Annotated in this window: 16 protein-coding genes, 5 rRNA genes and 2 pseudogenes (1 of these 23 cut by a window edge); 10 read left to right on the top strand and 13 right to left on the bottom strand. The window is 66.4% G+C overall.

Annotated features, from left to right (window positions below; genetic code table 11):
* Both OG982_RS13275 and rrf (OG982_RS13270) read left to right on the top strand, forming a co-directional pair.
* Window positions 1–1,046, top strand: a 23S ribosomal RNA gene (locus OG982_RS13275) (it extends 2,077 nt beyond the left edge of the window).
* A 72-nt stretch (window positions 1,047–1,118) separates the two neighbouring features.
* Window positions 1,119–1,235 (top strand): 5S ribosomal RNA (gene rrf / locus OG982_RS13270).
* Between the two features lie 203 nt (window positions 1,236–1,438).
* On the opposite strand, the pseudogene OG982_RS13265 reads toward rrf (OG982_RS13270), so the two are convergent.
* The 5 genes and pseudogenes from OG982_RS13265 to OG982_RS13245 form a co-directional block, all read right to left on the bottom strand.
* A pseudogene (locus OG982_RS13265) lies at window positions 1,439–1,849 on the bottom strand (transposase); the annotation flags it as partial.
* On the bottom strand, window positions 1,837–2,391 hold the full coding sequence (locus tag OG982_RS13260; RefSeq protein ID WP_266949998.1) for a hypothetical protein: 555 nt from the start codon (window positions 2,389–2,391) through the stop codon (window positions 1,837–1,839). The pseudogene OG982_RS13265 and the gene OG982_RS13260, both read right to left, overlap by 13 nt.
* A 265-nt stretch (window positions 2,392–2,656) precedes the next feature.
* A complete protein-coding gene (locus tag OG982_RS13255) occupies window positions 2,657–3,448 on the bottom strand; it encodes an ABC transporter permease (protein ID WP_266787114.1) in 792 nt (263 codons plus the stop codon).
* On the bottom strand, window positions 3,445–4,416 hold the full coding sequence (locus OG982_RS13250; protein ID WP_266787116.1) for an ATP-binding cassette domain-containing protein: 972 nt from the start codon (window positions 4,414–4,416) through the stop codon (window positions 3,445–3,447). The genes OG982_RS13255 and OG982_RS13250 overlap by 4 nt, the downstream gene beginning before the upstream one ends.
* Window positions 4,417–4,505: 89 nt before the next feature.
* A complete protein-coding gene (locus OG982_RS13245) occupies window positions 4,506–5,168 on the bottom strand; it encodes a DUF4097 family beta strand repeat-containing protein (RefSeq protein WP_266787118.1) in 663 nt (220 codons plus the stop codon).
* A gap of 245 nt (window positions 5,169–5,413) precedes the next feature.
* Here OG982_RS13245 and OG982_RS13240 point away from each other — a divergent pair.
* From OG982_RS13240 to OG982_RS13215, 6 genes and pseudogenes are all read left to right on the top strand, one after another.
* A pseudogene (locus tag OG982_RS13240) lies at window positions 5,414–5,620 on the top strand (helix-turn-helix domain-containing protein); the annotation flags it as partial.
* Window positions 5,621–5,710: 90 nt separating this feature from the next.
* Window positions 5,711–6,184: a MarR family transcriptional regulator gene (locus OG982_RS13235; protein ID WP_323139294.1), complete on the top strand. Its 474-nt coding sequence runs from the start codon at window positions 5,711–5,713 to the stop codon at window positions 6,182–6,184.
* Between the two features lie 631 nt (window positions 6,185–6,815).
* Window positions 6,816–8,340, top strand: a 16S ribosomal RNA gene (locus OG982_RS13230).
* 289 nt (window positions 8,341–8,629) lie between these two features.
* A 23S ribosomal RNA gene (locus OG982_RS13225) occupies window positions 8,630–11,752 on the top strand.
* Between the two features lie 72 nt (window positions 11,753–11,824).
* Window positions 11,825–11,941 (top strand): 5S ribosomal RNA (gene rrf, locus OG982_RS13220).
* The 16S, 23S and 5S rRNA genes sit together here, the layout of an rRNA operon.
* An 87-nt stretch (window positions 11,942–12,028) precedes the next feature.
* A complete protein-coding gene (locus OG982_RS13215) occupies window positions 12,029–12,583 on the top strand; it encodes a GNAT family N-acetyltransferase (protein WP_266787120.1) in 555 nt (184 codons plus the stop codon).
* Here the strand turns inward: OG982_RS13215 and OG982_RS13210 are convergent.
* The 8 genes from OG982_RS13210 to OG982_RS13175 all read right to left on the bottom strand — a co-directional run bounded on the left by OG982_RS13210 (window position 12,580) and on the right by OG982_RS13175 (window position 21,509).
* Window positions 12,580–14,100, bottom strand: a complete 1,521-nt coding sequence (locus OG982_RS13210) for a type VI secretion protein (protein WP_266948572.1) — start codon at window positions 14,098–14,100, stop codon at window positions 12,580–12,582. The genes OG982_RS13215 and OG982_RS13210 overlap by 4 nt on opposite strands.
* 2 nt (window positions 14,101–14,102) lie before the next feature.
* Window positions 14,103–15,518: an ATP-binding protein gene (locus OG982_RS13205; protein WP_266787124.1), complete on the bottom strand. Its 1,416-nt coding sequence runs from the start codon at window positions 15,516–15,518 to the stop codon at window positions 14,103–14,105.
* Between the two features lie 19 nt (window positions 15,519–15,537).
* Window positions 15,538–17,100, bottom strand: a complete 1,563-nt coding sequence (locus tag OG982_RS13200; RefSeq protein ID WP_266787126.1) for an SCO6880 family protein — start codon at window positions 17,098–17,100, stop codon at window positions 15,538–15,540.
* Window positions 17,097–18,410, bottom strand: a complete 1,314-nt coding sequence (locus OG982_RS13195) for a hypothetical protein (RefSeq protein ID WP_266948571.1) — start codon at window positions 18,408–18,410, stop codon at window positions 17,097–17,099. The genes OG982_RS13200 and OG982_RS13195 overlap by 4 nt, the downstream gene beginning before the upstream one ends.
* Window positions 18,400–19,230, bottom strand: coding sequence for a hypothetical protein (locus OG982_RS13190; protein ID WP_266948570.1), 831 nt, complete (start codon window positions 19,228–19,230; stop codon window positions 18,400–18,402). Before OG982_RS13190 ends, OG982_RS13195 begins: the two co-directional genes overlap by 11 nt.
* Before the next feature lie 102 nt (window positions 19,231–19,332).
* Window positions 19,333–19,641 carry a hypothetical protein gene (locus tag OG982_RS13185; protein WP_008742356.1) on the bottom strand — a complete coding sequence of 103 codons (309 nt, stop codon included), beginning with the start codon at window positions 19,639–19,641 and terminating at the stop codon, window positions 19,333–19,335.
* A 523-nt stretch (window positions 19,642–20,164) separates the two neighbouring features.
* Window positions 20,165–20,998, bottom strand: a complete 834-nt coding sequence (locus tag OG982_RS13180; protein ID WP_266787132.1) for a pentapeptide repeat-containing protein — start codon at window positions 20,996–20,998, stop codon at window positions 20,165–20,167.
* A 4-nt stretch (window positions 20,999–21,002) separates the two neighbouring features.
* Window positions 21,003–21,509 carry a GNAT family N-acetyltransferase gene (locus OG982_RS13175; RefSeq protein WP_266787134.1) on the bottom strand — a complete coding sequence of 169 codons (507 nt, stop codon included), beginning with the start codon at window positions 21,507–21,509 and terminating at the stop codon, window positions 21,003–21,005.
* Window positions 21,510–21,573: 64 nt separating this feature from the next.
* On the opposite strand from OG982_RS13175, the gene OG982_RS13170 reads away from it, so the two are divergent.
* Both OG982_RS13170 and OG982_RS13165 read left to right on the top strand, forming a co-directional pair.
* Complete coding sequence (locus tag OG982_RS13170) at window positions 21,574–22,182, top strand: LysE family translocator (protein ID WP_266787136.1); 609 nt, start codon at window positions 21,574–21,576, stop codon at window positions 22,180–22,182.
* 95 nt (window positions 22,183–22,277) lie between these two features.
* Window positions 22,278–23,069 carry a thioesterase family protein gene (locus tag OG982_RS13165; RefSeq protein WP_266787138.1) on the top strand — a complete coding sequence of 264 codons (792 nt, stop codon included), beginning with the start codon at window positions 22,278–22,280 and terminating at the stop codon, window positions 23,067–23,069.
* The last annotated feature ends 96 nt before the right edge of the window (window positions 23,070–23,165 follow it).

Raw genomic sequence — 23,165 nt, 5'->3', positions numbered from 1 at the left:
TTAGTGCGCTTTCGGGCGTGCGAAGCTGAGAACTTAAGCGCCAGTAAACGGCGGTGGTAACTATAACCATCCTAAGGTAGCGAAATTCCTTGTCGGGTAAGTTCCGACCTGCACGAATGGCGTAACGACTTCTCGACTGTCTCAACCATAGGCCCGGTGAAATTGCACTACGAGTAAAGATGCTCGTTTCGCGCAGCAGGACGGAAAGACCCCGGGACCTTTACTACAGTTTGATATTGGTGTTCGGTTCGGCTTGTGTAGGATAGGTGGGAGACTTTGAAGCGGCCACGCCAGTGGTTGTGGAGTCGTCGTTGAAATACCACTCTGGTCGTGCTGGATGTCTAACCTCGGTCCGTGATCCGGATCAGGGACAGTGTCTGATGGGTAGTTTAACTGGGGCGGTTGCCTCCCAAAGGGTAACGGAGGCGCCCAAAGGTTCCCTCAGCCTGGTTGGCAATCAGGTGTTGAGTGTAAGTGCACAAGGGAGCTTGACTGTGAGACCGACGGGTCGAGCAGGGACGAAAGTCGGGACTAGTGATCCGGCGGTGGCTTGTGGAAGCGCCGTCGCTCAACGGATAAAAGGTACCCCGGGGATAACAGGCTGATCTTCCCCAAGAGTCCATATCGACGGGATGGTTTGGCACCTCGATGTCGGCTCGTCGCATCCTGGGGCTGGAGTCGGTCCCAAGGGTTGGGCTGTTCGCCCATTAAAGCGGTACGCGAGCTGGGTTTAGAACGTCGTGAGACAGTTCGGTCCCTATCCGCTGTGCGCGTAGGAATATTGAGAAGGGCTGTCCCTAGTACGAGAGGACCGGGACGGACGAACCTCTGGTGTGCCAGTTGTCCTGCCAAGGGCATGGCTGGTTGGCTACGTTCGGGAGGGATAACCGCTGAAAGCATCTAAGCGGGAAGCCTGCTTCAAGATGAGTATTCCCACCTCCTTGAGAGGGTAAGGCTCCCAGTAGACGACTGGGTTGATAGGCCAGATGTGGAAGCCCGGTAACGGGTGGAGCTGACTGGTACTAATAGGCCGAGGGCTTGTCCTCAGTTGCTCGCGTCCACTGTGTTAGTTCTGAAGTAACGACCGTGTTGTCATCCGGTTGATATCTTCATAGTGTTTCGGTGGTCATAGCGTTAGGGAAACGCCCGGTTACATTCCGAACCCGGAAGCTAAGCCTTTCAGCGCCGATGGTACTGCAGGGGGGACCCTGTGGGAGAGTAGGACGCCGCCGAACAATCATTGTGGGAAGCCCCGCACCAGGTAACTGGTGCGGGGCTTTTCTGCGTTTACGGGCAGTTCCGCTGGCTCGACTGGGCATCTTGGACGCCGGCGTTTTCGAGTCCGCGGTCGCGTTTTCGCTCGCCGACGACGGTGAGGTCCGCTGGGTGACGGTGGGTCTGCGGGTGCTCAACTCGGCGCGTACTTCCGGGGGGAGGTGTCTTTCCAGGCTGGCAGCTCGACCTGGCCGCGTTCTCGTCGGTGCGGGATGAACAGGCCGGTGCGGCGGTAGCCACCGTCTGCGATCACGGTGGCGTTGCCGACCGAGTGGCTGGCTCCCGGACAGTTCCCATGCCTTGCAGTCGTTGCGGTTGTCAGACACGGGCCGGCCAACGGAGACGACAGGGCGTGAGTCGGCATCGATGACGACCTGGTGGTTGGTCGAGCAGCGGTGGTTCTCGGACCGCTCCCCACTTTGTGGTCCGGGGCAGACTCCATGGACGGCCCCTGCATACCCGGCGAGAGCCTCCGCGCCACAGCACGCTGATCAGCTTCCCGAACTGCTTCGGACTCAGCCCGGAGTACGGCCGCTATCAATGTCGGCTCCGACGTCGTGATCACAGCCCCCACAAGAAGACCATCTCAGTGGTTGGCCCGGCATGCCTGTCCTCCTCCTCCTCAGAGAGGTACTCCTCAAGGCCCTTCGGCTCGCTGAGAAGCTCTGAGGCGGTGACGCAGCTGCCGTAACAGTGAAGGACGTCGAGCCACACCGCGACACCAGAGTTGGCGAACCACGCCTCCCGGTCTGGCATGACGAAATAGACGGCCCCGGGCTCCGGCTCGACGCCGAACAGGGCGGCCGTCAGGGAGGTGGCGAGACTCGCGGCGATCAGTACGGCCGCTTCGGTGTGGGCGCCAGCACGTCTGTTCGTCCAGCACGGTGAAGAGACGTCGGGGCCTTCGGCCGCATCAGGGTGACCAGGAGCCGCAAGCAGGCTTTGCGGCTGGTCAGGCGATCTGAACCGTTCCAGCAGCGCCAGGACGGCAGGGGGCTGCAACTGCGGTGCCGGCATTACCTGTTCCGGCGAGGGGCGGAGCTGGGTGAGTAGGCCGTGCAGCCGGTTCGATACCGGTTGCCTCACCGGCCCGATCGACGCCGGCTGGGTCACCACGACCGGCACCATTTCTTGTTTGGCCTGCAACTTCGCGACCAGCTCGCCGACGTCCAGGCCGAGGAAGCTCGGGTGAAGTCGGTGCTCGAGCTCCTGATCAGCGGTCTGTTGATGCCGCCGGGCCCGGTGACACCGACCCACAGTCGATGCGGCTCCGCACGTACGGGGATGAACGCCGACGGGGCGGCGTACTCCGACGTGGTGTCGGGGTGCGCCGCCCTCGGGTGGGACGGGTTGCGGGAGGTGGCCCGCGTGGTCATGCCGGTTACTTCGGGTCGTGGTTGAACTTCGAGGTCGACCAGCGGTAGCCGAGGGCGGCCAGGGCGATGGACCAGGCGAGGGCGATCCAGCCGTTGTGGCCGATCTCGGTGCCGAGCAGCAGGCCGCGCAGGGTCTCGATGGCCGGGGTGAACGGCTGGTACTCGGCGATCGGCTGGAACCAGCCCGGCATCGCGTTGATCGGGGTGAACGCGCTGGAGATGAGCGGCAGGAGGATCAGAGGCATCGCGCTGTTGCTGGCGGCCTCGGCGTTGGGGCTGGCCATGCCCATCCCGACCGCGATCCAGGTGAGCGCCAGGGCGTAGAGCGCGACCAGTCCGAACGCGGCGAGCCATTCCAGGGCGGATGCGTCGGTGGAGCGGAAGCCGATGGCGACGGCGACGGCGCCGACCAGGACCACGCTGGCGATCGACTGCAGGACGCTGCCGATGACGTGCCCGATGAGTACGGAGCCGCGGTGGATCGCCATCGTGCGGAAGCGGGCGATGATGCCCTCGGACATGTCGGTGGAGACGGACACCGCGGCCCCGATGACGGTGCTGCCGATGGTCATCAGCAGGATGCCGGGGACGACGTAGGCGATGTACTCGGAGCGGTCGGCGCCGCCGCCACCGATGCCGGCGCTCATCACGTCTCCGAAGATGTAGACGAAGAGCAGGAGCAGCATGACCGGGGTCAGGAGCAGGTTGAGCGTGAGGGACGGGTAGCGGCGCGCGTGCAGGAGGTTGCGGCGCAGCATCGTGGCGGAGTCGCGTACGGCGAGGGAGAGCGAGCTCATCGGACAGTCTCCTTGGACTGGGCGGGCTGGGTGGACTGGGCGGGCACGCCGGCGCCGGTGAGGGCGAAGAAGACGTCGTCGAGGTCGGGGGTGTGCACGGTCAGCTCGTCCGCCTCGATGCCGGCGGAGTCCAACCGGTCGAGGATGGAGCGCAGTTCGCGCTGGCTGCCGTCGCTGGGGATCTGCAGTGACAGTGCTTCGTCGTTCCGGGTGACCTCGCGCAGCGCGGCGGCCGCGGACCGGTAGGCGGTCGGGTCGGTGAAGCGGAGCCGGACGTGTCCGCCGGGGATGAGCCGCTTCAGCTCGTCGGCGGTGCCCTCGGCGGCGATCTTGCCGTTGCTCAGTACCGCGATGCGGTCGGCGAGCTCGTCGGCCTCTTCCAGGTACTGGGTGGTGAGGAAGACGGTGACGCCGCCGTTGACCAGTTCGCGGATGATCTGCCACATGTTGTGGCGGCTGCGGGGGTCGAGGCCGGTGGTCGGTTCGTCGAGGAAGATGATCTGCGGACTGCCCACCAGGGTCATCGCGATGTCGAGGCGGCGCTTCATGCCGCCGGAGTAGCTGGCGGCGGGCTTCTTCGCGGCCTCCACCAGGTCGAAGCGTTCGAGCAGCTCGGCGGTCACCCGACGGCCCTCCTGCTTGGACAGGTGGTGCAGGTCCGCCATGAGGAGCATGTTCTCCTCACCGGTGATCAGGCCGTCGACGGCGGAGAACTGTCCGGTGACTCCGATCGCGGCCCGTACGGCCTGCGGCTTGGCGGTGAGGTCGTGGCCGGCGACGTGGAGGTTGCCGGCGTCGGCGGTGATGAGGGTGGAGAGGATCTTGACGGCGGTGGTCTTGCCGGCGCCGTTGGGGCCGAGCAGGGAGAAGACCGTGCCGGCCGGCACCGCCAGGTCGATGCCGTCGAGTACGACCTTGTCGCCGTAGGACTTGCGCAGCCCGTTCGCCGCGATGGCCATGTTGGTCATGAGATGGGTGCTCCTTCAGGACTGCGGATCAAGGGCTGCGGATCAGAGGTTTGGGGGTGAGGGGCTGGGGGGGGGTGAGGGGCTGAGGGTTAAAGGCTGCGGGCGGCGATGTCGCCGTTGGAGGTGGTGGCGTGGATGTCGAGCTGGGGGGTGCCGTCGTTCTTGAGGTCGTTGCTGATGCGGCCGTAGGAGGTGCCGGCGTCGAGGGAGGCGGAGACGCCGCGGGCGGCGCCGACCGTGATGTCGCCGGACTGGGTGCTGAGCACGACCTTGCCGCCCAGGGCCTCGGTGATCCGGATGTCGCCCCTCTGAGTGCTGATCTCGGCGGCGCCACCGAGGCGGCCGACCTCGACGTCGCCGTCGGAGGCGGTGAGGCGGAGGCTCGTGGCCTCGTCGATCTTGATCTGGCGGTACGCGCCTTCGAAGTCGACGTCGCCGAGGCGGCCGACGGCCCGGAACTCGGTGGCGGCGGCCTTGGCCTCGATGCGGGAGCCGGCGGGCAGCTGGACGGTCACCTGGATGGATCCGGAGTTGCCGAGGTACTGGTTCTTCGTCGGGACCCCGATCCGCAGGACGCCGTCGCGGTACTCGACGGTGGTCTGCTCCGCGGCCTTCACGTCGCGGCCCTTCGAGGGGTTCGCGGGGAGGACCTCGACCGAGGTGTCGGCCCGGTCGGCGGCGATGATCTGGACGCGTCCCGCGGGGATGTCGAGGACGGCGGAGATCGGGGCGGTGGTGGCGAACTTCTGCATGACGCTTCTCCTTCTCGTGCAGCGTGCGCTCTGTCGGCCCGCTGCTTTCCGATGAGGGAAAAGCTACGTTGCGTTCATAGGCATGGCAACAGGTTCGTTGCGCATGATCCCCATCATTGCAGGTCAGGGCGGGGAAATCGTTGCAACCGGCCTGAAGCTAATGCAACAATCCCCACCCTGTTGCGTTGCAATGAATTGCAGTGAACGCTATAGTGGGGGCACTACAGACCACGAAGGAGACCGCGATGCCGGGAGGCCGACTCACCCAGCAGGACCGTCAGCAGATCGCCCTGGGGCTGGCCGACGACCTCCCGTACGCCGAGATCGCCAGGCGCCTGGACCGCCCGACCTCGACGATCACGCGTGAGGTGACGCGCAACGGCGGCCCCGCCGGGTACCGCGCGGACCTGGCGCACCGCGCCACGGAACGGCGCGCCCACCGGCGCAAGCCGGTGTCGCCCCAAGGGGTGGAGGAGGTTCCGCAGCCGCACGGACGCGACGCCGAGGCCGTGCGTGAGTACGAGGAGCTGTTCACCACCGTCATGATGCAATCGGGCCTGTCCAAGATGGGGGCGCGAGTGATGGTCTGCCTCCTCACCACGGATGCCGGCAGCCTGACGGCGTCCGAGCTGGTGCAGCGGCTTCAGGTCAGCCCGGCGACCATCTCCAAGTCGATCGCCTTCCTGGAGAGCCAGTCCCTCGTCCGCAGGGAACGCGACGAACGCCGCCGCGAGCGCTACGCCGTCGACAACGACGTCTGGTACCAGTCGATGGCCGCCAGCGTCCGTTCCATCACCCAGCAGGTCGAGATCGCCCGGCAGGGCGTCGGCGTCCTCGGCCCGGGCACTCCTGCCGCAGTGCGCCTGGAGAACGTCGCCCGCTTCCTCGACTTCGTAGGCGAGAGCCTCGCCCGCGCCGCGGAGCAGGCCCGCGAGATCCTCTACGCGAAGCCCGAAGCGACCTCGGACTCCTCTGCCTCCTCTACCGCTACCTCTACGGGCTCTACCTCTACGTGATCCCGGGCTCTACGTGATCCCGGGCCAGGCCCCGGCCTGGCCCGGATCGGGCGGCGGTCGGCAGCGAGGTCGTGACGGCCATACAGCAGGTGGGGCGGCCGTGTCGCGCTGATTTTGACGTGCCGAGGGGGGTGATGTAGAGTTAAACGGTTGCCTGGAACTGAACAGTTCGGCAGCCAACCCACAGAGAAGCGAATTCCGAGTGGGCACAGCCGTCTCTTCTTTCGGAAGTCGGACACCGGGAAATCCGGTGGAAAACTTCTGATAGAGTCGGAACCGCCGGAAAGGGAAACGCGAAAGCGAAGAACTGGAAAGCAAATCCCGCTTCGACCGGGAATCGGACACGAAAGAGTCTGATAGAGTCGGAAACGCAAGAACGAAGAGCGAAAGCCCGGAGGAAAGCCCGCGAGGGTGAGTACGAAGGAAGCGTCCGTTCCTTGAGAACTCAACAGCGTGCCAAAAATCAACGCCAGAAGTTGATACCCCGTCCACTTCGGTGGATGAGGTTCCTTTGAAAAAGTCCTGTCTTCGGGCAGGCAACCAAACACAGCGAGGACGCAGTGGTCAGTCGGTCATATTCCGACATGACTGGCCCGCTCTAAGTGCGTGTGCACCCGATTACGGGTAAACATTCATGGAGAGTTTGATCCTGGCTCAGGACGAACGCTGGCGGCGTGCTTAACACATGCAAGTCGAACGATGAAGCCCTTCGGGGTGGATTAGTGGCGAACGGGTGAGTAACACGTGGGCAATCTGCCCTTCACTCTGGGACAAGCCCTGGAAACGGGGTCTAATACCGGATACCACTCCTGCCCGCATGGGCGGGGGTTGAAAGCTCCGGCGGTGAAGGATGAGCCCGCGGCCTATCAGCTTGTTGGTGGGGTAATGGCCCACCAAGGCGACGACGGGTAGCCGGCCTGAGAGGGCGACCGGCCACACTGGGACTGAGACACGGCCCAGACTCCTACGGGAGGCAGCAGTGGGGAATATTGCACAATGGGCGAAAGCCTGATGCAGCGACGCCGCGTGAGGGATGACGGCCTTCGGGTTGTAAACCTCTTTCAGCAGGGAAGAAGCGAAAGTGACGGTACCTGCAGAAGAAGCGCCGGCTAACTACGTGCCAGCAGCCGCGGTAATACGTAGGGCGCAAGCGTTGTCCGGAATTATTGGGCGTAAAGAGCTCGTAGGCGGCTTGTCACGTCGGATGTGAAAGCCCGAGGCTTAACCTCGGGTCTGCATTCGATACGGGCTAGCTAGAGTGTGGTAGGGGAGATCGGAATTCCTGGTGTAGCGGTGAAATGCGCAGATATCAGGAGGAACACCGGTGGCGAAGGCGGATCTCTGGGCCATTACTGACGCTGAGGAGCGAAAGCGTGGGGAGCGAACAGGATTAGATACCCTGGTAGTCCACGCCGTAAACGTTGGGAACTAGGTGTTGGCGACATTCCACGTCGTCGGTGCCGCAGCTAACGCATTAAGTTCCCCGCCTGGGGAGTACGGCCGCAAGGCTAAAACTCAAAGGAATTGACGGGGGCCCGCACAAGCGGCGGAGCATGTGGCTTAATTCGACGCAACGCGAAGAACCTTACCAAGGCTTGACATATACCGGAAAGCATTAGAGATAGTGCCCCCCTTGTGGTCGGTATACAGGTGGTGCATGGCTGTCGTCAGCTCGTGTCGTGAGATGTTGGGTTAAGTCCCGCAACGAGCGCAACCCTTGTCCTGTGTTGCCAGCATGCCCTTCGGGGTGATGGGGACTCACAGGAGACCGCCGGGGTCAACTCGGAGGAAGGTGGGGACGACGTCAAGTCATCATGCCCCTTATGTCTTGGGCTGCACACGTGCTACAATGGCCGGTACAATGAGCTGCGATACCGTGAGGTGGAGCGAATCTCAAAAAGCCGGTCTCAGTTCGGATTGGGGTCTGCAACTCGACCCCATGAAGTCGGAGTCGCTAGTAATCGCAGATCAGCATTGCTGCGGTGAATACGTTCCCGGGCCTTGTACACACCGCCCGTCACGTCACGAAAGTCGGTAACACCCGAAGCCGGTGGCCCAACCCGTAAGGGAGGGAGCTGTCGAAGGTGGGACTGGCGATTGGGACGAAGTCGTAACAAGGTAGCCGTACCGGAAGGTGCGGCTGGATCACCTCCTTTCTAAGGAGCACAGTACCGATTGCAGACAAATGTTCTGCACGGTCAGCTCATGGGTGGAACGTTGATTATTTGGCACGGTTTCCAACACATCCTGTAAGTACTGCCTCCGGGCGTGGAACACGGTGATAGTCGAGGGGATCGTGCCTGGCACGTTGTTGGGTATCTGAAGGTACGGCCGTAAAGGTTGTGTCTTCGCGATGCCGGCCCCAGTGAACTCACTAGCTTGTCTGGTGGGGTGATGGGTGGCTGGTCGTTGCTTGAGAACTACACAGTGGACGCGAGCATCTGTGGCCAAGTTTTTAAGGGCGCACGGTGGATGCCTTGGCACCAGGAACCGATGAAGGACGTGAGAGGCCGCGATAGGCCCCGGGGAGCTGCCAACTGAGCTTTGATCCGGGGGTGTCCGAATGGGGAAACCCGGCAGTCGTCATGGGCTGTCACCCACTGCTGAACACATAGGCAGTGTGGAGGGAACGAGGGGAAGTGAAACATCTCAGTACCCTCAGGAAGAGAAAACAACCGTGATTCCGGGAGTAGTGGCGAGCGAAACCGGATGAGGCCAAACCGTATGCGTGTGATACCCGGCAGGGGTTGCGCATGCGGGGTTGTGGGAATGAGCTTGATCGGTCTGCCGGCCGGTCGGCGAGTCAGAAACCGTTGATGTAGTCGAAGGACATGCGAAAGGTCCGGCGTAGAGGGTAAGACCCCCGTAGACGAAACATCAGCGGCTTGCTTGCTCATCTCCCAAGTAGCACGGGGCCCGAGAAATCCCGTGTGAATCTGGCGGGACCACCCGCTAAGCCTAAATATTCCCTGGTGACCGATAGCGGATAGTACCGTGAGGGAATGGTGAAAAGTACCGCGGGAGCGGAGTGAAATAGTACCTGAAACCGTGTGCCTACAAGCCGTGGGAGCGTCGCTGTATGTGCTTGCACATACAGTCGTGACTGCGTGCCTTTTGAAGAATGAGCCTGCGAGTTAGCGGTGTGTAGCGAGGTTAACCCGTGTGGGGAAGCCGTAGCGAAAGCGAGTCCGAATAGGGCGTTTGAGTTGCACGCTCTAGACCCGAAGCGGAGTGATCTAGCCATGGGCAGGTTGAAGCGGAGGTAAGACTTCGTGGAGGACCGAACCCACCAGGGTTGAAAACCTGGGGGATGACCTGTGGTTAGGGGTGAAAGGCCAATCAAACTCCGTGATAGCTGGTTCTCCCCGAAATGCATTTAGGTGCAGCGTCGTGTGTTTCTTGCCGGAGGTAGAGCACTGGATAGGCGATGGGCCCTACCGGGTTACTGACCTTAGCCAAACTCCGAATGCCGGTAAGTGAGAGCACGGCAGTGAGACTGTGGGGGATAAGCTCCATGGTCGAGAGGGAAACAGCCCAGAGCATCGACTAAGGCCCCTAAGCGTACGCTAAGTGGGAAAGGATGTGGAGTCGCAGAGACAACCAGGAGGTTGGCTTAGAAGCAGCCACCCTTGAAAGAGTGCGTAATAGCTCACTGGTCAAGTGATTCCGCGCCGACAATGTAGCGGGGCTCAAGCGTACCGCCGAAGTCGTGTCATTGCAGCAATAGGGCCAACGCCCGCTGTGATGGGTAGGGGAGCGTCGTGTGCCGGGTGAAGCAGCAGCGGAAGCTAGTTGTGGACGGTTCACGAGTGAGAATGCAGGCATGAGTAGCGATACACACGTGAGAAACGTGTGCGCCGATTGACTAAGGGTTCCTGGGTCAAGCTGATCTGCCCAGGGTAAGTCGGGACCTAAGGCGAGGCCGACAGGCGTAGTCGATGGACAACCGGTTGATATTCCGGTACCCGCTTTGAAACGCCCAATATCGAATCAGGCGATGCTAAGTCCGTGAAGCCGTTCCGGACCCTTCGGGGAAAGGAAAGTGGTGGAGCCGACGAACCAGACTTGTAGTAGGTAAGCGATGGGGTGACGCAGGAAGGTAGTCCAGCCCGGGCGGTGGTAGTCCCGGGGTAAGGGTGTAGGCCGAGGGGTAGGCAAATCCGTCCCTCTTTAAGGCTGAGACCTGATGCCGAGCCGATTGTGGTGAAGTGGATGATCCTATGCTGTCGAGAAAAGCCTCTAGCGAGTTTCATGGCGGCCCGTACCCTAAACCGACTCAGGTGGTCAGGTAGAGAATACCGAGGCGTTCGGGTGAACTATGGTTAAGGAACTCGGCAAAATGCCCCCGTAACTTCGGGAGAAGGGGGGCCATCACTGGTGATCGGACTTGCTCCGTGAGCTGGGGGTGGCCGCAGAGACCAGCGAGAAGCGACTGTTTACTAAAAACACAGGTCCGTGCGAAGCCGTAAGGCGATGTATACGGACTGACGCCTGCCCGGTGCTGGAACGTTAAGGGGACCGGTTAGTGCGCTTTCGGGCGTGCGAAGCTGAGAACTTAAGCGCCAGTAAACGGCGGTGGTAACTATAACCATCCTAAGGTAGCGAAATTCCTTGTCGGGTAAGTTCCGACCTGCACGAATGGCGTAACGACTTCTCGACTGTCTCAACCATAGGCCCGGTGAAATTGCACTACGAGTAAAGATGCTCGTTTCGCGCAGCAGGACGGAAAGACCCCGGGACCTTTACTACAGTTTGATATTGGTGTTCGGTTCGGCTTGTGTAGGATAGGTGGGAGACTTTGAAGCGGCCACGCCAGTGGTTGTGGAGTCGTCGTTGAAATACCACTCTGGTCGTGCTGGATGTCTAACCTCGGTCCGTGATCCGGATCAGGGACAGTGTCTGATGGGTAGTTTAACTGGGGCGGTTGCCTCCCAAAGGGTAACGGAGGCGCCCAAAGGTTCCCTCAGCCTGGTTGGCAATCAGGTGTTGAGTGTAAGTGCACAAGGGAGCTTGACTGTGAGACCGACGGGTCGAGCAGGGACGAAAGTCGGGACTAGTGATCCGGCGGTGGCTTGTGGAAGCGCCGTCGCTCAACGGATAAAAGGTACCCCGGGGATAACAGGCTGATCTTCCCCAAGAGTCCATATCGACGGGATGGTTTGGCACCTCGATGTCGGCTCGTCGCATCCTGGGGCTGGAGTCGGTCCCAAGGGTTGGGCTGTTCGCCCATTAAAGCGGTACGCGAGCTGGGTTTAGAACGTCGTGAGACAGTTCGGTCCCTATCCGCTGTGCGCGTAGGAATATTGAGAAGGGCTGTCCCTAGTACGAGAGGACCGGGACGGACGAACCTCTGGTGTGCCAGTTGTCCTGCCAAGGGCATGGCTGGTTGGCTACGTTCGGGAGGGATAACCGCTGAAAGCATCTAAGCGGGAAGCCTGCTTCAAGATGAGTATTCCCACCTCCTTGAGAGGGTAAGGCTCCCAGTAGACGACTGGGTTGATAGGCCAGATGTGGAAGCCCGGTAACGGGTGGAGCTGACTGGTACTAATAGGCCGAGGGCTTGTCCTCAGTTGCTCGCGTCCACTGTGTTAGTTCTGAAGTAACGACCGTGTTGTCATCCGGTTGATATCTTCATAGTGTTTCGGTGGTCATAGCGTTAGGGAAACGCCCGGTTACATTCCGAACCCGGAAGCTAAGCCTTTCAGCGCCGATGGTACTGCAGGGGGGACCCTGTGGGAGAGTAGGACGCCGCCGAACAATCATTGTGGGAAAGCCCCGCACCAGGTAACTGGTGCGGGGCTTTTCTGCGTTTAGGGGTATGGGTGTTCAGTAGGATGCCGAGGTATGAGCCGGCATGTGATACGTCCCGTACGAGCGGACGAATGGTTGAAGGTCAAGCAGCTGCGGATCGCCGCGTTGAAGGATCCCGCGGCGGCGGTGGCTTTTTTGGAGACCGTGGAGAACGCCGAGTCGCACCCCGATGAGTTCTGGCAGGGGCGGGCCGAGGGGGCCTCGCACGGGCGGGCGGCGCGGCAGTTCATTGCCGAGGCCGGTGACGGGCAGTGGGACGGGTCCGTCACCGTGCTGGTGGAGGAGGCCGGGACCTCTGATTTGTTCGGGGTGCCGGTTGAGGCGGCTCAGGGGCATCTCGTCGGGGTTTTCGTACGGCCCGAGCAGCGGGGGAGCGGGCTGAGCGAGGCGTTGTTCGCGGCCGCGCTGGAATGGGCGTGGTCGTTGGAGGAGCCGGCGCTGGAGCGCGTACGGCTGTTCGTGCACGAGGACAATGCGCGGGCGGGTGCGTTCTACCGGCGCGTCGGGTTCGAGGCGAGTGGGTGGGTCGTGCCCATGCCTGGGGATCCGTCGGCGAAGGAACTGGAGTACGTGTTCCCGAGGCCCTAGGGGAGGGGCGCGTCGGGCCAGCGGGAGCGGGCCTGTTCGCGGCTGCGGCAGAGGGCGAGGAGGGGCAGCGTCTCGTCGTGCAGGAGCTCCGGGAGGGCCGGGATCGGGGCGACCGCGGCCACGTCGTCCAGGATCAGTGACAGTGGTGGGTCGAGCCGACCGTCGGATGACCGTGCGGCCACGCGGCGGCCGTGCTCGACCACGCTGGAGGCGAGTGCGGTCAGCAGCGGCATCGCACCCGGGTGGGTACGCGGATCTTCCAGGGGCTCACCCACCACATAGAGCGTGCCCCCTTCGGTGATGAAGGATGCCAGCGTCAGCGCGTCTGTTCGGTTCGGGTTGCAGGCCTCGCGGATGTGGATGGAGCTGAGGCAGGACAGCGCCCGGGTGGTGAGGTGGTGGGCCTGCTCGCGGCGTTCGGGGTGCGCGGTGAGGGCGCTTTCGAGTTCGCCGGCCGCGCCGGGGGCGGCCTGGGGGTGGGTGCGCAGGATGCGGACCGGGTCCTGGGCGTTGTTGCCCTGGGTCCAGCGGTGGAGCTGCTTGAACGGGCGCTCGTCCAGGGCGGCTGCCTGGAGCCAGCTGCGGAGGAGCGTTTCCGCCGTGTCGGCGACGGCGGCGTCCATGCGGGCCTGGGGTCGTACGGGGGCCAGCAGGGCGATCGCGCGGGCTGCGGCGGTGTCGCGGTCGGCGCAGCCGGCGGCGGGGTTCCAGTGCATGCGGGCCGGGGTGTCGCACAGGTGCGAGGGGTCGTAGAGGAGGACCGGGCCGAGTTTGGCGCGGGCGTCCTTCGTCTCGGCCCACAGGGCGGGGGAGGAGGTGACGACGAGCGCCGCCGATTCCGCCTCGGTGATGGCCTGGGTGGCGGCGTGGTGGCGGGTCGCCGGGTCGGCGTACGCGAGGCGCGGCCGCAGGGGTGGGGTGGGTGCGGCGGGCGTGGCGGGTACGGGGGCCTGGCGGGCCGGGGCGTAGCCGAAGCCGTAGCGGTAGGCCTCGTCGACCGGGGCCGGCGTGCGGGCCGGCGTGCGGTGTGCTCCGCCGGCCGGCGGGGCGGGCCGGGGGACGGCCGCTGTCGGTGCCGGTGCCGGTGCCGGCTGTGCGGCCGCGGGGGTCGGCTGCGGGGGGACCTGGGGGAAGGGGCCCGGGGTCTTGGCGAGGGCGCGGCGGGACTTCGTACGGGCGATGACGCCCAGGGTGAAGATCACCAGTACCAGGAGGACCAGGAGCTGGCTGATGAACAGGCCCCAGAAGAGGCCCCAGCCGGACAGGGCCGCCGGGTCGGTGTCGGGCCAGGCGGCCGGGATGTCGTGCGGTTGCGCTATCAGGGCGCGGACGGCCACCGGGGTGCGGGTGAAGGTGACCGTGTCCGGCCAGGCGCCCTTCGAGAAGAAGGCCGCGAGGCCGGTCGCGGACCAGACGAGTACGGCCAGGCCGAGGAGGAAGGCCAGGAGGCCGACCAGGACACCGTCGGGGACTCCGCCGCCGCGGGCGGGGGTCTGCGTGTGTCTCGGGTCGGGCATGGTTACGCCACCGTGGTCGCGGAGCCGGGGCCGTTGTGGTGGCGTTCGATGAGGAGGGCCCTCTCCTCCGCCTCCAGTTCGGCGGCCAGCAGGTCGTCGGGGAGGTGGTGGGGGGTGGAGGACTCGGTCATCGCGCGGTCCGTGTAGACGAGGGGGCGTTCGGCCTCGGTGATCAGGTGTTTGACCACTTGGACGTTGCCGTTGACGTCCCAGACGGCGATGCCCGGGGTGAGGGTCGGGATGATTTCCACCGCCCAGCGGGGCAGGCCGAGGACGCGGCCCGTGGCGCGGGCCTCGTCCGCTTTCTGGGCGTAGATCGTGCGGGTCGAGGCCATCTTGAGGATGGCCGCGGCCTCGCGGGCGGCCGCGCCGTCGACGACGTCCGAGAGGTGGTGGACGACGGCGACGAAGGACAGGCCGAGGCGGCGGCCGAACTTCAGCAGGCGCTGGAACAGCTGGGCCACGAAGGGGCTGTTGATGATGTGCCAGGCCTCTTCGACGAGGAAGATGCGCTTCTTGCGGTCCGGGCGGATCCAGGTGTGTTCCAGCCAGACGCCGACGATCGCCATGAGGATGGGCATGGCGATGGAGTTGCGGTCGATGTGGGAGAGGTCGAAGACGATGAGGGGGGCGTCCAGGTCGATGCCCACCGTGGTGGGGCCGTCGAACATGCCGCGCAGGTCGCCGTCGACGAGGCGGTCGATGACGAGGGCCACGTCGAGGCCCCAGGCCCGGACGTCGTCTATGTCGACGTTCATGGCCTCGGCGGATTCCGCTTCGGGGTGGCGGAGCTGGTCCACGATGTCGGTGAGGACCGGCTGGCGGTCGCGGATGGTGTCGACGACGTAGGCGTGCGCGACCTTGAGGGCGAAGCCGGAGCGTTCGTCGAGGCCGTGGCCCATGGCGACTTCGATGATGGTCCGGAGCAGCGCGAGCTGGCCGGTCGTGGTGATCGCCGGGTCGAGAGGGTTGAGGCGGATCCCGTCGTCGTTGGCGGCGATGGGGTCCAGGCGGATGGGGGTTATCCCCAGCTGCTGGGCGATCAGGTTCCACTCGCCGACGCCGTCTTCGCCCTGGGCGTCGAGGACGACGACCTGGCGGTCCCGGAAGCGGAGCTGGCGCAGGACGTAGGTCTTCTCCAGGGCGGACTTGCCGTTGCCGGATTCGCCGAGGACCAGCCAGTGCGGGGCCGGCAGTTGCTGCCCGTACAGCTGGAAGGGGTCGTAGATGTAGCCCTTGCCGCTGTAGACCTCGCGGCCGATGATGACGCCGGAGTCGCCGAGGCCGGGGGCGGCGGTGGGCAGGTAGACGGCCTGGGCCTGGCCGGTGGAGGTACGGACGGGCAGGCGGGTGGTCTCGACCTTGCCGAACAGGAAGCTGGTGAAGGCGTCCGTCAGAGCGGACATGGGATCTCGCATGGGCGGCACTTCCCTCCAGCTAGCGTCGGATGCCGGTGGCGAACGGCAAGGTGTTGACGAAGGCGCGGTGGTGCTCGCGGTCGCACCATTCCAGCTTCAGGTACGACTTGCCGGCGGAGGCGCGGATCGTCCGCTTGTCGCGGGCGAGGGCCTCCGGCGAGCGCGAGGACACCGTGATGTACCCGACGAGGTTGACTCCCGCCGCACCGCTGGCGAGATCTTCACCTCTTTGGTCGAGGCGGCCGTGGGCGGCGATGTCGCGGGGGTCGACGGTGCGGTTCATCTTGGCGGCGCGGCTGGCGTCGGCCTCGTCGTTGGTCTTCTCGGTGAGCATGCGCTCGATGGCCACCTCGGTGGGCTCCAGGTCCATGGTGACGGCGACGGTGCGGATCACGTCCGGGGTGTGGACGAGGAGGGGCGCGAGGAAGTTGACGCCGACGGGGGTCATCGGCCACTCCTTCACCCAGGCCGTGGCGTGGCACCAGGGGGCGCGGGTGGAGGACTCGCGGGTCTTGGCCTGGAGGTACGTGGGTTCCACCGCGTCGAGTTCGGCGGGCCAGGCGTTGCGCTTGGTCATGGCCTGGATGTGGTCGATGGGGTGGTCCGGGTCGTACATGGAGTGCACGAGGGAGGAGAGCCGGCCCTGGCCGAGGGGCTGGCGGACGCGGATGTCGGCCTCGGCGAGGCGGGCGCAGATGTCGGTGAGCTCGCGGGCCATGACGATGGCGAGGCCGGCGTCGCGGTCGAGCTTGCGGCCCTTGGCGGGGGAGGAGGCGCGGGCGATGGTGTGGGCCTCGGCGGCGAGTTCGCGGCTGTAGTGCATGCAGGCGACGAGGTACGCGCGGTGCTGCTCGGAGGAGGTGGACACCATCGACTGGAGCTGCTCGTACGAGTCGCGCAGCCAGCCGGGAGCCTGGGTGTCTCCGCGCTGGGCGACGTCCTTGGCGTGGGCGTCGGGGTCGGCGGGGAGGGTGCGGGCGAGCATCTGGAGGCGGGTGACGAAGCCGTCGCCGTTGGCCACGTGCTTGAGGAGGGTGCCGAAGCGGTCGACGAGGGCTTCCTGGTCCTCGCTGTCGCGCAGGCCGACGCCGGGGCCTTCGATCTCGATGGCAGCGGTGACGGTTCTGCGGTCGGCGTGGAGGAGGACGGCGATCTCGTCGGGGCCGAAGGGGGCGGCGAGCCAGTTGATGCGGCCGATGCCGGGGGGCGGGCCGACCTCGACCTCGCGGCCGTCGGTGGCGCGGATGCCGGCTTCCATGGCGCCGGAGCGGTACGTCGTGCCGCGGCGCAGGGTGCGCTTGTAGCTGCGGTTGATCTCGAACCACTTGTAGAAGGTGCGGCCCCGGTAGGGGACGTACACGGCGGCGAGCGCGAGCATGGGGAACCCGGCGAGGCTGACGATGCGCAGCGTGAGGTCGGGGACGAGCAGTCCGCTCATCATGCCGAGGAACGCGCCGGCGATGATCAGGGCGATCTCGCCGGTTTCGCGGTTCTTGCCGACGATCGCGTTCGGCCGGGCGCGGCCGATGAGATACGTGCGGCGGGGCGCGATCGGGTGGAGCTGGTGGGACTGGGTCGTCAACGCCCGTCACCTCCTGTGTTCCTCGTGCTCGAGCCAGTGCGGGGCGGGGGTGCGGCGGAGGGGACAGATCCGCCGCCGGACCCGCCGCCGGAGGTGGGGCGGCTGCTGTGCGCGGCCACGCCTCCGGAGATGGGGTTGGCGGGGCGGGAGGCGCTGTTGCCGCCGCCGTCGCCGCCGGCGCGGTGGGCGCCGCGGCTGCTGTGGGTCTTGATGCCCTGGGAGACGAGGGAGGCCGGGGAGCTGATGACGGCGGCTGCCTGGGCGCCGTCGGTGGCCTTGCTGCGGTTGGAGCGGGCGGAGGCGATCTCGTCGCCGAAGCCGGGGACGAAGCGGTAGATCATCGCGGAGGCGAAGATCGCCAGGAGGATGATCGCGAGGCCGGAGACGACGGCGGAGAAGGCGTTCGGGCCCTTGTCTCCGGTGAGGGCGCCGGCGAGGCCGAGGACGATGACGATGACCGGCTTCACGAGGATGACGGCGATCATGATGCCGGCCCAGCGGCGGACGTGGCCCCACATGTTGCGGTCGACGAGTCCGGCGTAGACGACGGTGCCGAGGAGGGCGCCGACGTAGAGGAGGGCGGCGCGGATGACGAGCTCCAGCCAGAGCACTCCGGCGGCGAGGACGGTGACGAGGGCGACGACGATCAGCATGATCGGGCCGCCGCCGATGTCGTCGCCCTTTTTGAGGGCTTCGGCGAAGGAGCCGAAGAAGACGTCGGAGTTGCCGCCGGTGGCGGTGGCGATGACCTCGGTGACGCCGTCGGTGGCGGAGACGACGGTGTAGAGGACGAGGGGGGTGAAGGCGGAGGCGAGAACGGTGAGCCAGAGGAAGCCGATGGCTTCGGACATGGCGGTGGTGAGGGGGACGCCGCGGATGGCGCGTTTGGCGACCGCGAGGAGCCAGAGGATGAGGGTGAGGATGGTGCTCGCGGCGAAGACGACGGCGTACTGCTGGAGGAAGACGGGGTTGGTGAAGTCGACGGTGGCGGTGTGGGTGACGGCTTCGCTGAGTTTGCCGATGATCCAGGCGGCGGCGTCGGCGCAGCCGCGGGCGAGGGATGCGAGGGGGTTGATCGCGTCCGTCGGACTGTTGGAGGGGAGGCCGGCACCGGGAGAACCACCAGTGGCCGCGCCGTCTCCGAGTTCGCAGTACTGCTTGGAGGCGCCGGTGAGTGCCGCGCAGGGGTCGGTGCTGGCCGGAGGTGAGGGCGAGGGTGTCGGTGCTGCGTAGGCTCGGGAGGCCAGGGCTACGACGGCCAGGTGGACGGAGGCGACGACTGCCGTCCGGCGCCGGAGGCTAGCGGGCATAGGTGAAGCCTCCGAACTCCTTGACTGCCTTGCTGATGTCATCGGACGAGGAGGCGGCTACGTCGCCCGGAACGGGGGCGGGGCCGTCCTGCTGGCTTTCGGAGACGACCTTCCAGTCGCCGTCGGCCCAGGTGAGTTCGAAGGTCCACGTCGCCCAGGTGGTACGGACCGGGTCGGTGGACTTGGCTCCGGACATGCCGATCAGGCCGGTGTACCAGACGGCGACCTTCGCTGTGGTGGCCGAGTAGCTCTCGACGCGGGTGCCGACGGGGACCGTGCGGGTGACGAACGTGCTGCCCTGCGGGGCGTTTCCGTTCGCGTCGAGGCCGAGTCTGGTGAGGAACGCGGTCGAGTACGCCTCGTCCTGAGGGCCCTTCAGCCGGGCGGCCGCCTCCGCCGTGTAGACGCCGTCCACGAGGGCGTGACGGGTGTCCTTCTTGAACATGCCGTCCGAGCCGAGGGCTACCGCGTAGTTGGCGGCTGCCGATTGGGCTCCCTGTTCCGTGTGGGCGAAGCCCTTGGGGAGGGTGCCCGGGGGGGCCGGGGTGGGGGTGGTGCCGGTGGCTGCCGTGGAGGTGGAGGACGGGGCCTTGTCCGAGGACGACTCCGGTGCGGTGTCCTGGGACTGGTTGGCGAAGGCGATCGCGGCGATGAGGAGGACGACCACGCCGACGACCGTGACCAGGCCGCGGGAGGCGCGGGGGGTGCGGCGGGGGGTGTTGTAGGGGTCGGAGGGGGAGTCCGGGAGGCGGGTACGGGTCTGGCCCGTGCCGCCGACCTCGCCGTGTCCGCCGCCGCCGTACTGGTCGTCGTTGCTCATTCCGTGTCCGCCCCCTCCGCGTCGTACGACGGTAGCGCTGGTTCCCGCGTGGATGCGGTGTGGTGAGTCCTCATCAGGTCCGGCAACCGGTGGGCGGCCCGGCTAGACGGCCATTCCGTAGACGATGGTGAAGAGGGTGCCGAGGGAGCCGATGATGAACACGCCGGTGAGGCCGGCGACGATCAGTCCCTTGCCCTGTTCCGCGCTGAAGGTGTCGCGCAGGGCGGTCGCGCCGATGCGCTGCTTGGCCGCGCCCCAGATGGCGATGCCGAGGCAGAGGAGGATCGCCACGGCCATGACCACCTCGATCATGACCTTCGCTTCGTTGCCGAGACTGCCGAACGGCCCCCAGTTCGGGGCGATTCCGCCGATGATGGTGGTGATGTCGCCCTTTTCGGCTGCCAGGATCATGTAACTCACCGCCCCTGTATGGGTAGTTCCGGTACCCGTGCCCGACGGCAGGGGTCACGTACTATCTTCGCTGATGAAATCGCCGTCGTATGTCGACTTGGCGGCTCTCTTTGCCCGATTTCCCGGCCTGCGGCTCGCTCCTGCGCTCTGACCTGGTCACTCTGTGTATCACGGGGGGTGACCCCGGGCAATGAATTGTCGTTCCGGCGTACAGGGGTCCGAGTGAGGGGCCGCCGTTCGGCGCAGTGGGGGCGCGTGTCGTCGGGGTGACGCGCCGTTGTGTTCGGTGTGGCCGGGGGTGGGGCGGGTCACCGGATTGGGTTAGTCGCGTGCCGGGGGCGGCGGGTGAGGCGGGGTGGGGGCGTGCGGGTGCGCGAGGGGCGCACGTGTGTGCCCTTTTCCTTGGACTCGCAGCGAAGTTGAGGCGGCCATCCGGGCGGGGTGGCGATCGATCTGACGCGGGAGCGGTTCCGGCTCGGGCGGACGGTGGCCGAGGGTCGGCCGCTGGGGCCCGAGGGCGGCCTTAGGCCCAGTGGGTGGGGCGGGTCAGGGTGGGGGGGATTTTGGTGGCGGGGTCGCCTTGGGCGGCGTTGAGTTGGGGCTGGGTGAGGAAGAGGGCCTCGCGCAGGTCGGCGCCGCGGAGGTTGGTGTCGCGCAGGTCCGCGCCGATCAGGTCGGCGGTGCGGAGGTCGGCGCGGCTGAGGTTGGCGGCGATCAGGTAGGCGCCGCGGAGGTTCGCGCCGCGCAGGTCCGCGCCGGAGAGGCGGGCGCCCATCAGGTCGGCGCCGCGGTGGTTCTTCTTGCGGGCGGGGGAGCCGGCGCGGACGAGCTCGCTGGTTTCGAGGAGCAGCGTGTTGATCTCCTGGCGGAGGGCGCCGACGTCGAAGGGGGCCAGGGTGTCCGCGTCCGCGCCGGTGGCCTCGGTGGTCTTGGCCAGGGCGGCGCGCAGCTCGGCGTGCAGCGGGGCCGCGGCCGGGCGGGCGAGGGCCTCGGTGAGGTAGAAGAGCAGCTCGTGCAGCTGCCGCATGACCGGGAAGACCTCGAACATCTGGCGGGCGGTCTTGGGGTCGCCGCGCCAGTCGCGGCCGCCGAAGGTGACCTGGGAGACCTGCTGGCCCGCGCCGAAGCAGTCGAAGACGGTGCAGCCGGGGAAGCCCTTGTCGCGCAGCCGGGTGTGGATGCCGCAGCGGAAGTCCTGCCGGAGGTTCTTGCAGGGGGTTCCGGCGGACTTGTTCACGGCGAAGTCGTGGGACTTCGCGAAGGGCAGGGCGACGCAGCAGAGCGCGAAGCAGTTCGTGCAGTCGGCCTTCAGGGCGGGGGTGGGGGCGGAGGTCGGGGCGGGGTCTACAGGGCGCACTGCTTCATTGTGGACTGTTGGGAGAGGTCAGGCGCATCTGGAGGGCGGTCCACCAGACGCCCTCGACCTGTTCGACGTCCCGCAGGACCTGCTGGGTCTGGAAGCCGAGCTTCTCGTAGAGCCGGACGGCGGCGGTGTTGTGGGCGTATACGCCGAGGTCGAGCTCGGTCAGGCCCAGCTCTCCGAAGGCGCGGTCGATCGCCTGGGTGAGGAGGATCTCGCCGAGGCCCCGGCCGCGGGCGTCGGGGGCGATGAGGACGCGGCCGACGCGGGCGCCCGGGGCGTCGGGGTGGCGGCGCAGGGAGATGTGGCCGAGGGGGCGGTCCGTATCGGAGACGGCGGTCCAGGTGTGCCGGCCGGGCTCGGCGGCGTAGGCGGCGAGCTGGGCGTCGTCCAGGGGCCAGCCGAACGCGGGGCCCGCCCAGGTGACGAGCTCGGCGGGGCCGGCGATCCAGTCGAGCAGGGGCGCGGAGTCGGTCGAGGGGCGGAACGGGCGCAGGGTGAGGTGCATGTGCCAAGTATCCGTATTCCGGCGGGGGTTGATCGGAAGTCGGTGTGGGGTTGAGGATCCGTACATGACAGAAGTGATCGCAGTCGCCGTCATCACCCTCCTCGCCGTGATCAGCCCGGGCGCCGATTTCGCCATGGTGGTCCGCAACAGCTACTTGTACGGGCGTCCGACCGGGCTTTTCGCCGCGGCGGGCGTCGCGGCGGGCGTGCTGGTGCACGTGTCGTACACGATGCTCGGGGTCGGTCTGCTGATCGCCTCCTCGACCGCGCTGTTCACGGCGATCAAGCTGGCGGGCGCCGCCTACCTGGTGTGGATCGGGATCCGTACGTTCCGGGCGCGGGCCGATCTGACCGTGGACCTGGAGGGGAAGGCGGCCCTGACCCGGCTGGGCGCGCTGCGGTCGGGGTTCTTGACCAACGTGCTCAATCCGAAGACCACGCTGTTCGTGGTGTCGACGTTCACGCAGGTGGTCAACCCGGACACCCAGGTGTGGCAGCAGGCGGGGTACGGGCTGTTCATGTCGGTGGCGCACCTGGCCTGGTTCGGCGCGGTGGCGCTGTTCTTCTCGAACTCCCGGCTGCGCGAGCGGATGCTGAAGGCGCAGAAGGCGCTGAACCGGGCCATCGGCTCGGTGCTGGTGGGGCTGGGGGTCGGGCTGGGCTTCGCGCGCTGAGGTTCGCGTGCTTCGCGTGCTTCGCGTGCTGAGGTTCGCGGGAAGTGACCTCAATTCCTGGCGAGGCCGGGTTACCTGTGGGTAGCGTCTGCGGCATGGGTGCTACTGAGGCGTTCTTCGAGCGGGTCGACACCGGGCGGTTCCTGGCCACCGAGTACACGCGCGGGCCCTGGGACCCCGGTTCGCAGCACGCCGGACCGCCGGCCGCGCTGCTCGGGAGGGCCGTCGAGGACCGGGAGGGCGCCCGCGCGGACATGCGGCTCGCCCGCATCACGTACGAGATCCTGCGCCCGGTGCCGATCGGCCCGCTGGAGGTCACCACCAGCGTGCTCCGGGCCGGCCGCAGCACCGAGGTGGTCGAGGCGGCCATCGCGCCCGCCGGCGCCCCGCCGGTGATGCTCGCCCGCGCCCTGCGGATCCGGGTGGCACCGGAGGCGGTGCCGGCCGTGGCCCCGGGGCCGCGGCTGCCGACGCCCGGGGAGGTGGCGGTGACGCCGTTCTTCCCGGTGCCGTGGGAGACCGGCTACCACTCGGCGATGGAGACCCGCTTCACCGAGGGCGCGTTCGTCGAGCTGGGCCCGGGCACCTGCTGGATGCGGATGAACGTCGCGCTGATCGCGGGCGAGGAGGTCAAGCCGCTGGACCGGGTGCTGGTCGCGGCCGACTCGGGCAACGGCATCAGCTCGGTCATGGACTTCGGGCGGTACGTGTTCGTCAACAGCGACCTGACGGTGCACCTGCACCGCCACCCCGTCGGGGAATGGGCCTGCGTGGAGGCCCGTACCAGCGTGGACGCGGCCGGCATCGGCCTCGCCGACGCCCTGCTGCACGACGAGAAGGGGCCGATCGGCCGCAGCGCGCAGAGCCTGTTCGTGGCCCCCCGCTGAGGGCGGCGACCCGCGCCGTACGCCAGGGGGGTCTGGACGGCGACGTTCTCCCGCACCGAGGATGGCTGCCGGGGGCGTGCTTCCGACTGGCCTAGC

This window comes from Streptomyces sp. NBC_01551 (assembly GCF_026339935.1).
GTDB lineage: Bacteria > Actinomycetota > Actinomycetes > Streptomycetales > Streptomycetaceae > Streptomyces.
This window is presented reverse-complemented; position numbering and strand designations above follow the sequence as displayed.

Bases quoted from the DNA above. Each gene is read 5' to 3' on its own strand.
- OG982_RS13255 (WP_266787114.1), bottom strand. From the start codon at position 3,448: ATGAGCTCGCTCTCCCTCGCCGTACGCGACTCCGCCACGATGCTGCGC.
- OG982_RS13250 (WP_266787116.1), bottom strand. From the start codon at position 4,416: ATGACCAACATGGCCATCGCGGCGAACGGGCTGCGCAAGTCCTACGGC.
- OG982_RS13245 (WP_266787118.1), bottom strand. From the start codon at position 5,168: ATGCAGAAGTTCGCCACCACCGCCCCGATCTCCGCCGTCCTCGACATC.
- OG982_RS13235 (WP_323139294.1), top strand. From the start codon at position 5,711: ATGATGCAATCGGGCCTGTCCAAGATGGGGGCGCGAGTGATGGTCTGC.
- OG982_RS13215 (WP_266787120.1), top strand. From the start codon at position 12,029: ATGAGCCGGCATGTGATACGTCCCGTACGAGCGGACGAATGGTTGAAG.
- OG982_RS13210 (WP_266948572.1), bottom strand. From the start codon at position 14,100: ATGCCCGACCCGAGACACACGCAGACCCCCGCCCGCGGCGGCGGAGTC.
- OG982_RS13205 (WP_266787124.1), bottom strand. From the start codon at position 15,518: ATGCGAGATCCCATGTCCGCTCTGACGGACGCCTTCACCAGCTTCCTG.
- OG982_RS13195 (WP_266948571.1), bottom strand. From the start codon at position 18,410: ATGCCCGCTAGCCTCCGGCGCCGGACGGCAGTCGTCGCCTCCGTCCAC.
- OG982_RS13190 (WP_266948570.1), bottom strand. From the start codon at position 19,230: ATGAGCAACGACGACCAGTACGGCGGCGGCGGACACGGCGAGGTCGGC.
- OG982_RS13185 (WP_008742356.1), bottom strand. From the start codon at position 19,641: ATGATCCTGGCAGCCGAAAAGGGCGACATCACCACCATCATCGGCGGA.
- OG982_RS13175 (WP_266787134.1), bottom strand. From the start codon at position 21,509: ATGCACCTCACCCTGCGCCCGTTCCGCCCCTCGACCGACTCCGCGCCC.
- OG982_RS13170 (WP_266787136.1), top strand. From the start codon at position 21,574: ATGACAGAAGTGATCGCAGTCGCCGTCATCACCCTCCTCGCCGTGATC.
- OG982_RS13165 (WP_266787138.1), top strand. From the start codon at position 22,278: ATGGGTGCTACTGAGGCGTTCTTCGAGCGGGTCGACACCGGGCGGTTC.